Origin of the sequence: Pantoea cypripedii (genome assembly GCF_011395035.1) — a bacterium.
Taxonomy (GTDB): domain Bacteria; phylum Pseudomonadota; class Gammaproteobacteria; order Enterobacterales; family Enterobacteriaceae; genus Pantoea; species Pantoea cypripedii_A.
This window is the reverse complement of record NZ_CP024770.1, coordinates 613,695-623,354: the sequence shown is the minus strand read 5'-3', so window position 1 is coordinate 623,354 and position 9,660 is coordinate 613,695. Positions and strand designations below refer to the sequence as shown.

Here is a 9,660-nt window from a genome sequence, read left to right as displayed (position 1 = left end):
GATGTAAGGCATGAAGGGTTTAAGTTTCTTCATAGGCTGGCGGTCTGGCCTTGCCGGTTTACTTTGTTGTTTAAGGTGACGTCTGACCGTGCGTTCAGAACATCCGACGTGATGAGCGATGTCGATAATATGTGCGCCATGAATGCGCATCTGCTTTATCATGAGATGGTCCCCTCTGCTTAACATGCGGTTTCTCCGGATGGTGTAGGAACCTTAAGAGAAACCCATGTTGGGTGGAGTGGACAAAATTCATGCTGATTTTAGGACTTATATCAGTCGCGCCGACATCTGACCGCCAGCCGTTCATCTGCCGGGCTGGTTGCAGCGTATATCAGACTCGGGGCTCACACGTTCAATGTCACGCAAAGGGTGCTCGCCAGATAATGCGGCATGTTAAGGGTTCTTCGGGCGGCTGAAAAAAGAGATGTACTATGGCCGCGACTGGTCGGATGTGACACTTGACGGCTTTATGCCGCTGGTATAATGGTCATCGCATCAAGCTGTCATTGGGGGCAGCAGTAAGCACCGTAACGTTTTTTCTACCGATTTTAAGCTCCGCGCGGTTGAATTAGAGTTAATTGCAGGCGGTTAAGCCGGAGTGCGCGAAGCAAATGCCTCCAGCATTATGACCAGTGCCGATACTCTGTCAGGTTCCTGAACCTGTCCATACCGGAGCGCCCTATTTCGGGAAAGACGAAGGGACATGGTAATATAGCCACCAGCATGACACCCTGATTGTTAATCCCGGTATCCATCATCCTCAGATACTCATCCCCGGTCGCGAACAGCGGACTCTGATATCCTGGTTCAGACAGTATTCGGACATAAGGGTTGTTTCACGCAATCGTGGTGGCGCATCTATGCGACAGCAGCACGCGATGGTCGCGGCGCACTAATATAAGCCTGCTAGTCGTGGTATTGATAATAGGTACCCGGACCAGAATATTCTGCCCTAAGCGATTTACAGCATAGGCAAGGCGGCTCTTCATAATACTGACAGCGCATTCTGGCCGGGTGCTGCTTTTCTCAGCGCAATTTTTCCAGCAGCTGCTCAGCGCCTTTATCCACACCGGTCTCTGCCGCGCTCATTGAGCCAAACGTAGCGCCCACGTTCATCGCGTTAGGGTACTGTTCCGCCACGTAGGCCAGCAAAAGCTCGCCGGTGGCTGCATCTTTCACTTCTACAGCATAGTTGACGTATCCGCTCATCAGGCCACGCCCGCCGCGTACGGACTGAACAATATTATAGGGACCACCGGCCAGGTCGAATTTCGTAAAGGTCCCCACAACCTGAGGCGTCGTGTCCGCCCCGGTCAGCGTTAGCTTAAGCCGGAGTGCGGGGACGTTCCCGGCTGAGGTGTTGACAGTAAACTTCTCCGCCAGCACTTCGGCAAACTTCTTCTGCATATAGTCTGCCAGATTGCGTCTGTCTTCCTGCGGCAGGTCGTTAAACTGAGCGTCGCTGCCACCATAGATTTCAACAGGTTCAATAGTGATGCTGCGGTATTTACTCCAGTCAACTGGCGCAGCGTAGCGGAAAGGTATCCGATCGCTGTCATCAGCCGTGTTGGACGTCATCCGGGATGAGGCCTCAAGGCCGGTATACTTTACCGGCGACGTGGATGAACATCCCGCAGCAGCAATGACGGCGGTCAGAATCAGCGTACGGGACAACTGTCTGGTCATTAAAACCATAAAAACGCTCCGTTTACTTTTTTAATTAATGAACTGTACGGTATAGTTAATATGGTTTATTATGATTCTGTCAAGAAAATGTTTCAGATCGTGTCTGTAACTTTCTTATGAGGAGTACAACATGTCTTACATTTGTCCGGAATTTGTCTCAGCAGATATCCTGCACAAGGCCCTTCCCCAGCATGTAACAACAGTGTCATTCAGGGATGACATGCCGGAACCCGCGAAGCTGTGGAGTGTGGAAAGTTCAGGTTTTATGTGGTGCCTACCGCTCCGCTATTCCCGCCTGCCCGTCCGGCGGAGACTGGTAAGGATGATGCTGACACTGCAGAAATATGGTGAAGCCTGCACTACCCATCATGGGCGTGGATCGGACGCCCTTACGCCGGCAGCAGATTATGCGCGCAGCCTTATCGATACGGCGATGCTGCGCGGGGAGTTACGCTGTCGCCCCTCGGGTGAAATGGCGCGTTACTACCTGTTACAGACTGATGCGCTGCTGAGCTTCATGGCCGGCGTCCGGCAGAACAAAGTACAGCTCCGCAAAGAGGTCAGGCGCCTGACAGCTGAATTTCTTAGTTGTTACGCAGCCGGGGCAGCAACATGAAGGTGCTGCTAATCAGAGCCGTTCTGGCGCTTGTTTTTATTTCTGGCGGCGTCCTCACCTCATTTGACGTCTGTGTCAACTGATGAGTATGGGGCAGACTCAGGAAGCGTGGTCGGAACGCATTCAGACCGCTCCGTTGCTCCTGTCGGGCATATACAGCAGGTTTCAGGTATGACGGCCTGGCTGATGAACGCACTGGCAAATACACCGCTGCGGCAGTGCTTCATCTATGGAACCATGTTGATAATCGTGGCGTACGCATTATTGAGAACCGCCGGTAACCTCAGGGAAATACGGCGGCTCGGGCAGCACCGGGCCAAATACTATGCCCTCAGGGAATGGGGAATCTCAGCAGGACCACTGCGCATATTTCTTTTAGCAGAATGCCTCGTTGTGAATTCGCTGAGCGTACTGATGCTGCTGGTGCTCAGTGAAATAACCCTCTGGTGAAAAGACCAGCAGCGTTAGCGTCAGTTTCTATACGTTCACAGGCAGCAGAACGGCATGAGTATGAACTTTACGGGGAGGATCGTACCTTGATAGAGAAATTATCAGAGATTAACGGGGATATATCATGGACGGACTGGAGCATGATAAGCATCCTGATTTTATTTGGCACCCTGGTCACGACTGTCGTGATTATGTGGTGGCGCGCCATCAGTAACTTAACTGAGGTCATCCATATCAGACGCCTGAAAGCCCGCCGCGGGCGAAAGTACGCAGAAGGCGCCTGGGGAGCCCGCCAGAACTCGCTGATGACGCTGCTTATTGCGGAAATCCTGGTTGCTCTCGCTATCAGCGCCCTGATAATAATGATGTTGTGGGGTCCATCTTAATAACTGCGCACTGCCAAAAAAGCCCGCCTGTGGCGGGCGAGGTTCAGATGTGGCTACCAATGGAAAGACATCCGGTGAGCATCAATATGGCCCCCCCGGTAACGAGGCTGTAAACAAGACGCATGTCAACTCCTCAGAATAAAGATACGCAGCCGCTCAGCAGAAGCGAACTTACGGCCAGAACAACCACCATAACAAAGCGATTCAGCATTAATGTAACCCCCCTCTAAAATAAACTGTACGTATCAGTTTATATATGACCAACAATTAGTCAACCTGAGATTGTTACCATTCCTGGCCCTGTTCGTTTTTCAGCGGGGTGACGCCCCACCGATGAACACTTCTACGGCGCTTTTCACCATGGCCTCGATATCCTGGTGCGTATAAACCGGCATGTTGCGCCGGATAAAAAGCTCGTCGGCCTCGGCCTTAACCAGTGCAGAAAACTGTTTCGCCCTCAGAGCCGGGCTGGCGGGAAGCAGTTCGCCTGCTTTGATGCAGTGCTCCATAAGTGCCGCCAGGGCGTCCATGCTTTCCCGGACGCCAGACTCATAAAAGATATCGCCGATGCTGGAATGGCCCGCCTCACCAATAACCATGCGATACAGCTGAAGCCCCTTCCAGTCCGACGTCATGGCGCCCAGCATGCCTTCGCCAAAGCGCTGCAGCCTTTCATGCAGGGAGGAATTGCGGCTGTCCTGACAGTAAAGATCATCCGCAGCCCGTGTCAGAAAGTTGGTGCCATAGGCCCTGACAACGGCCTCAAGAAGGCTTTCCTTGGAAGTAAAATAGTTATAAAGCGTGGCTTTAGAACACTCTGCTGTCCTGGCCACCCCTTCCATGGAAGCACGTTCATATCCCTGCTCAAGAAAGACGGTTGTGGCGGCGTTAAGAATGTCATTTCGTTTCTGTTCAGTCAGTGCTCGCATCTGGTTTCTCCCTGTTAACTGATGCCACATTAACAGAACCAGGAGGTTCATTAAACGTGGGTAATTTATAGCTTCGCAACACTGATAGCCTTGACGCCACTCTTTTCTGAGAAAATCGTATGCCAGATAAATGCAATGCCTGACCCTGCTTATTGTTTAACCAGATCACAGCCCCGTAGCTTACTGTCTAAAACCATGTTGAACCGAGCGACGCGCATTTTACCTTCCAGCTCAAGTCTGATGCCCCGAGATATGAGATATCTGAAGTAGTCTTTTTTGGCCGATATTACGACCTTTGTTCCACGGTGGCGTATTTATACTTAAATCTCCTGCGGTGTGGGAGATTTAAGTATGAATGTCCTCCAGGAGTGAACTGCGACATTGAACACATGAGTTATAGTCAGCCCAGGGCTTCGAAGCTGCCGTACTGAACTCGTAGCGATTAGATTTCCGTTGGTGAGCTCTCCTGCCAAGAGCAAAAGAAAACTCAGGCTGATAATGCGATGGACATATCCATGCAACGCAGATCTGTTTGGGCAAGTCTTGATGGGGATGTAGTTTCCTTGATAAACATAAAACCATGCTTTTCGTAGAAAGTTTGCGCGTTTGGTGTTGAGGTCAAGGTTAATTGTTTCAGCCCTCTCTTAATCGCCTCATCTTTAATCGTTTCAATAATCAGGCTAGCAAAACCTTTACCAAAATAATCCGGCAATGTAAAAATAGCCTCTACGCTACCCTCGGTAAGATCCAGATACCCCGTTGCCACCAATCCTGCATCAGGCAACTCGACAACAAAGAAAGGATTTTCCGTAATAACCTCCCTGTAATGTTCAGGCATAGCTTCAGGCGTCCAAGCCTCAAGCACCCTGGCACAATAACTTGGCTTACATCCTTTCCGGATAGAAAGATTCCTTATATTCCAGCATTCCTCTGCCTCTTCAGGTACTGCAAGTCTGATTTTCATTTATTCTTCCTCCTCGTCTTATTATATTTATAGATTTATCATGAAACGGTTTCGTTTCAACATCTTTGTTTAACAAAAGAGGAAAGTCCGCTCCTGGCACGTAGCTGCCTGAATGCAAATCCCCGGACCGCAAAGAGCGAATAGCAGACGTTTTACTGATGGCGACAGAGTATTTCCATCACATTAAACATAACATCCCTTACCGACATTGCATCCTGAAGGCCAGGGCGGTGAAGTGGTCCCTCATCATATCCGTTAGTTCAAATATACAATCGAGATGAGTACTACTCTTCACAATTCGACTGCTTACATTAGGATTGCCACAACTCCTGAAAAAATCATCCATTCGGCTCACATCAAAGAGTTCATCATGCTCGGCAAGCAGGATTGTCACTGGCAAAGACAGCTCCTGGAGTTGTTTTAGGGGATTGCGGGGGGTGAGTGCATTAGCCATATTTACGCTATACACCTGAACAAAATCAGGTCTTGAATTAATAACCTCACGGGGGAAATTGAGCTTCACACCAGCCCAGTGCCCGCCAAGAAAACCTGCACTCAGAGCATTAATTATGAAAGCCCAACGGTTTACCGACGCAAAGGGAACGGACAAATCTTTATATAACTCAGGTGGTGAAAAAGGACCCAGTGCAGGGGCGAGCAGGAGCAGGCTATCTACCTTCCGTGATTGAACATGTTGGGTAAAATAGTTTATTAGCATGCCACCGCCGCTGGAGTGCCCAAGCAGGTGTATCCTGACATTCCTGAAAGACGTTCGGACATAATCAATAACAGCATCAACATCCTGCCAGATTTGCCCAGGGCTTAAAGCATCTCCCCTGTCTCCTGCGGAACGTCCATGCCCACGGATATCTACAAGACAGACGCAGACGGGCAAAGCGTGACTCAACTGTCTGGCCAGAATATCGTAACCTGCATCAGAGTTGACCCCACCACCGTGGTACACAATAAGAACTTCATCCGCAGCTTTTTTGGGCTCGTATACCCTGATATACAAATTATTGACCTGGCTTTCGCTTATTTTCTCATGAGCCGGTAACGAGGAGTCGAGCAGCTCATAGCGCTCAATAAAGTGGGGGAAGTTAATCACGTTATAAATTCCATCTTAATAAGATCCACTACCTGTGAAGTTGCAATACGAAGCATGCACTATTTTCTGTACACCAGATACAGATATTTACAAACCTCCCGGCCTCCATAGTATCTGCAGCAGATGTCAAATTATGATACGGGAATTATGTTTAATGTACTGGAAACACTCATCTTTCATGAGTGAAACGCCTGCTGTTCGCTCATAGCAAACGATGCTTCCAGGTCAGGCCACCTTGAGCAAAAGCATATGACCTTACTTATGTCTAAACAGATGGAAGCAGGCCAGCGTTTCTGTATCCTTCAACCAGTTCGTCAAATAGCAGAATGTCATTACGGCTTCGGGCAAAAAGCTGCGCACCAACAATGGCTGAAAAAATAGCCCCCGCACGATTTTTGCTTTCAGCATGCCCTGTGATATTGCCGTCCTGTAACTGTTGGGCCAGCCAGCTAATGTTTACGTCCGCAAATCTCTGCACCTCAACTTTGACCTGCTCCGGCAAATCATCGTACTCGGCAGACATGAAACTGCCCATGCAGAGCCGGTTTTCGCTCTCAAGCGAACGGCGAAATATATGAGGATAGCGGCTCAAACTTCTGAGCGCGTCGCCTTCTGTTGCCCGCATTGACTCAAGGTCACGGGCAGTATCTTCCCAGTAACGCTGAGCCACCGCCGCACCCAGCTCTGCCTTACTCGGAAAATGATAGTAAATGCTTGCCGCCTTGATACCCACTTCATCCGCCAGGCCGCGAATATTCAGGCCGGTGTAACCGTGTGCCTGAGCGGTCAGGCGGGCTGCATTAAGAATCTCATCTCTGGATGTCTTACTCATCAGGTCTCTCCTGCAAAATTCAGACAATTCTACCATTCGTTAGTTAGGTGTTGACAGAGATATTTGGCATGCCTATTGTTTACCTAACAACTGTTAGTTAGTTTATTCACTCGAGAGAGATAACATTATGAGCAAAAATATTTTTTATTCGGACGCCACCCAGTTGGCCAGCATGATCCGCCGCCGCGAAATTTCACCTGTGGAAGTTATGCAGGCTCATTTTGACCGTATAACAGAGATAAATCAGGATGTTAATGCTATTGTTACCCTGGCTGAAGACGCAATGAAGCAGGCGGTTGCCGCAGAAGTGGCTGTTATGAAAAATGGCGATCTTGGTCCTTTGCACGGCGTTCCCTTTACCGTCAAAGATTCTATTGATACTGCCGGTGTATTGACGCAGCGTGGATCTCCTATATTTAAAGGCCGCCTTCCTGATAAAGACGCGACCAGCGTGGCGCGGCTCAAAAAGGCAGGCGGTATCCTGCTGGGGAAAACCAACCTGCCAGAATTTTCATACTGGATTGAGAGCGATAACCTCCTGTCCGGTCGTACCAACAATCCCTGGGATTTAACCCGTACGCCTGGCGGGTCCAGCGGCGGCGAATCTGCCGCTATTGCCGCTGGAATGTCTCCGCTGGGGCTGGGAACCGATCTGGCCATTTCGGTACGTGGACCAGCGGCGCAAACCGGCATCACATCCATGAAAGCGACGCACGGCAGCGTGCCCATGACGGGTATCTGGCCGCGTGCACCACGCCGATTCTGGCACGTTGGCCCCATGGCACGGTCTGTGCGCGATATTGCCCTGGCTTTCTCTCAATTGGTCGGACCGGATGGCTTCGATTCTTTTTCCAGTAACACACCAGTCTATAAGGACGGCCTGCCGTTCGCCTCACCCCTTCCACTGCGTATTGGATGGATGACCGGTCCGGGCTTTGGTCCGGTTGACCCGGAAGTTGCTGCAGTTGTGAAGTTAGCAGCAGAAGCGCTTCAGGGCCCGGGAGTTATTGTGGAGCACGTCGGTATTCCTGCGCTTGAACGGGACTTTGCGCTGGACGTGTTTAACCGAATTCACGTCATGGAGATGAAGCCCGCATTTGCTGCAGCAACAGCGGGTCGTGATCAAAATGAGCTGTATAAAATGGCAAAAACCATGCTGTCCCTGCCGGACACGTCCATGTCCGATTTCATTGATGCGGAGCAGGCAGCAGAAAGACTGCGGGATGGTTTTGCGGAATACTTTTCACAGTATGATGCGCTCATTACGCACGTCCTTCCTGTTCCGGCACATAAACACGGCGTGGACAGGTTTGTCATTGACGGCCAGGAGGTTGATGCAACTTATCTGCAGGGTGCCACTGTGCCACTGAATGTAACAGGACTGCCCGGTGTTGCGCTGCCTTTCGGTAAAAGCAACGAAGGGTTCCCCATCAACGTACAGATTGTAGGTAAATGGCACACTGAGCAGATAATCCTGCATATCGCTTCTCTGCTGGAAGCGGTCAGCCCCGTAAAAGGTTCTCACCCGTCACTGTAGGAATAAAAAAGTCGCGCTGGTATCACGAGGCTTTTTAACGTTAACGAACCGCTTACTGACCCTGGCGGGTCAGTAAGCTCTGCTTCACGCCCTTCTGACCCGTGAAGTTTGTGCCCGGTGCCAGATAGGGTCATTCGCACGCTGAGAGTTACACTTTTGAGTGATTCAGGGTATGTGCCTGAATCATGTGATGTGATGATTGTCGCTTTTCATTCGAGCCAGTAAACGATCCATGCTCACTAACGAATAATCAGGGCATGTAAACAAACTTCTGACTATATAAAATTTCTTCAATAGAAGATGAGATTAAAAGAGAATTCTCAGCACCTTTTGGTACAGGTGATATTGCTTTGCTAAAAGCAGCGCTTCTTTACAGTGAGAAACGCTGCGTTATTATCTTTACTGCGCATCACGCGATAGCTGATGGCCGGTCTCTGGCTCACTTTATCCATGATTTGCTTGAGACTTTAGCGGGAAAAAACCTGCCTGAACTGGCTTTGTTGCCTTCTCCTGAAGACTTATGTTCACTTAATGAAGAATCAGTTGGTAACATAAAAATGCCACATTTTGCAGCGGAACCGGTTCCCTATGCCGAAAGAAGTTTAGCGAAACTTCAGATCCTCAGACAACGCTTGTCACCTGAGCTTTCAGGCAGAATCCGACAGCGTGCGAAACAGGAAAATACAACCGTTCACGGTGCGCTTTCAGCAGCTTTCGGTTTAGCACTGTACCAATCACCTTCATGGCATGACAGGCAAGTGCGCATTTGCACACCAATTGATGCAAGAAAATATTCTGAGTCAGATTATGGCCTCAGCTTTCTGGCATTATTCCCAACTTACAGTTATGAGGCCAGCAATACCGATGATTTCTGGAGTATTGCCCGGGCTGTGACTGATGACTTAAATCTTTATAGAGAAAAACATGGTATGGTGGAGTTGATTAATCTTGTTAGACCCACCATGAAAAACAATGGACTCAATGGAATGATACAGTTTGACCGAGAGATCTGTGCCCCCGATATTCTGATATCGAATCCTGGAATAACGTTCCCTATGATCTCTCGTTTGACCGTTTCCTGCATACCGGTAGTACCGGGGTCTGCTTGAGAAGCCGCTCGGCGGTTATGCCGAATTTCAGGCACCCGTGAGC

At 49.7% G+C, this 9,660-nt stretch carries 10 protein-coding genes and 3 pseudogenes; 6 read left to right on the top strand and 7 right to left on the bottom strand.

From position 1 onward, the window contains the following. Positions 1-186 (bottom strand): annotated as a pseudogene (locus CUN67_RS30505) (IS21 family transposase); the annotation flags it as partial. Between the two features lie 124 nt (positions 187-310). On the opposite strand from CUN67_RS30505, the pseudogene CUN67_RS26230 reads away from it, so the two are divergent. Beyond that, a pseudogene (locus CUN67_RS26230) lies at positions 311-572 on the top strand (IS3 family transposase); the annotation flags it as partial. A 454-nt stretch (positions 573-1,026) separates the two neighbouring features. Here the strand turns inward: CUN67_RS26230 and CUN67_RS26225 are convergent. Continuing rightward, positions 1,027-1,695 carry a DUF3313 domain-containing protein gene (locus CUN67_RS26225; protein WP_208718397.1) on the bottom strand — a complete coding sequence of 223 codons (669 nt, stop codon included), beginning with the start codon at positions 1,693-1,695 and terminating at the stop codon, positions 1,027-1,029. Positions 1,696-1,816: 121 nt separating this feature from the next. Between CUN67_RS26225 and CUN67_RS26220 the strand changes: the two genes are divergently transcribed. The 3 genes from CUN67_RS26220 to CUN67_RS26210 all read left to right on the top strand — a co-directional run bounded on the left by CUN67_RS26220 (position 1,817) and on the right by CUN67_RS26210 (position 3,138). Further along, positions 1,817-2,302, top strand: a complete 486-nt coding sequence (locus CUN67_RS26220; RefSeq protein ID WP_254711491.1) for a hypothetical protein — start codon at positions 1,817-1,819, stop codon at positions 2,300-2,302. A gap of 171 nt (positions 2,303-2,473) precedes the next feature. Continuing rightward, entirely contained in the window at positions 2,474-2,752 is a 279-nt protein-coding gene (locus tag CUN67_RS26215) for a hypothetical protein (protein WP_208718395.1), read from the top strand. Between the two features lie 86 nt (positions 2,753-2,838). Continuing rightward, the gene (locus CUN67_RS26210) at positions 2,839-3,138 is read left to right on the top strand and encodes a hypothetical protein (RefSeq protein WP_254711490.1); all 300 of its coding nucleotides are present in this window, start codon (positions 2,839-2,841) and stop codon (positions 3,136-3,138) included. Between the two features lie 311 nt (positions 3,139-3,449). Here CUN67_RS26210 and CUN67_RS26205 read toward each other — a convergent pair whose 3' ends face one another. The 5 genes and pseudogenes from CUN67_RS26205 to CUN67_RS26185 form a co-directional block, all read right to left on the bottom strand. After that, positions 3,450-4,067 (bottom strand): TetR/AcrR family transcriptional regulator, encoded by a 618-nt coding sequence (locus CUN67_RS26205; RefSeq protein ID WP_208718394.1) that lies wholly within the window; start codon positions 4,065-4,067, stop codon positions 3,450-3,452. Between the two features lie 155 nt (positions 4,068-4,222). Further along, positions 4,223-4,385, bottom strand: a pseudogene (locus tag CUN67_RS26200) (integrase); the annotation flags it as partial. A gap of 169 nt (positions 4,386-4,554) precedes the next feature. Continuing rightward, on the bottom strand, positions 4,555-5,031 hold the full coding sequence (locus tag CUN67_RS26195) for a GNAT family N-acetyltransferase (RefSeq protein ID WP_208718392.1): 477 nt from the start codon (positions 5,029-5,031) through the stop codon (positions 4,555-4,557). Positions 5,032-5,230: 199 nt separating this feature from the next. After that, positions 5,231-6,139, bottom strand: a complete 909-nt coding sequence (locus CUN67_RS26190) for an alpha/beta hydrolase (RefSeq protein ID WP_208718391.1) — start codon at positions 6,137-6,139, stop codon at positions 5,231-5,233. 265 nt (positions 6,140-6,404) lie between these two features. Beyond that, positions 6,405-6,971 (bottom strand): TetR/AcrR family transcriptional regulator, encoded by a 567-nt coding sequence (locus tag CUN67_RS26185; protein ID WP_208718389.1) that lies wholly within the window; start codon positions 6,969-6,971, stop codon positions 6,405-6,407. 127 nt (positions 6,972-7,098) lie between these two features. Between CUN67_RS26185 and CUN67_RS26180 the strand changes: the two genes are divergently transcribed. Next, positions 7,099-8,508, top strand: a complete 1,410-nt coding sequence (locus tag CUN67_RS26180; RefSeq protein WP_208718387.1) for an amidase — start codon at positions 7,099-7,101, stop codon at positions 8,506-8,508. 350 nt (positions 8,509-8,858) lie between these two features. Continuing rightward, entirely contained in the window at positions 8,859-9,617 is a 759-nt protein-coding gene (locus tag CUN67_RS26175; RefSeq protein WP_208718385.1) for a phthiocerol/phthiodiolone dimycocerosyl transferase family protein, read from the top strand. Positions 9,618-9,660: the final 43 nt, after the last annotated feature.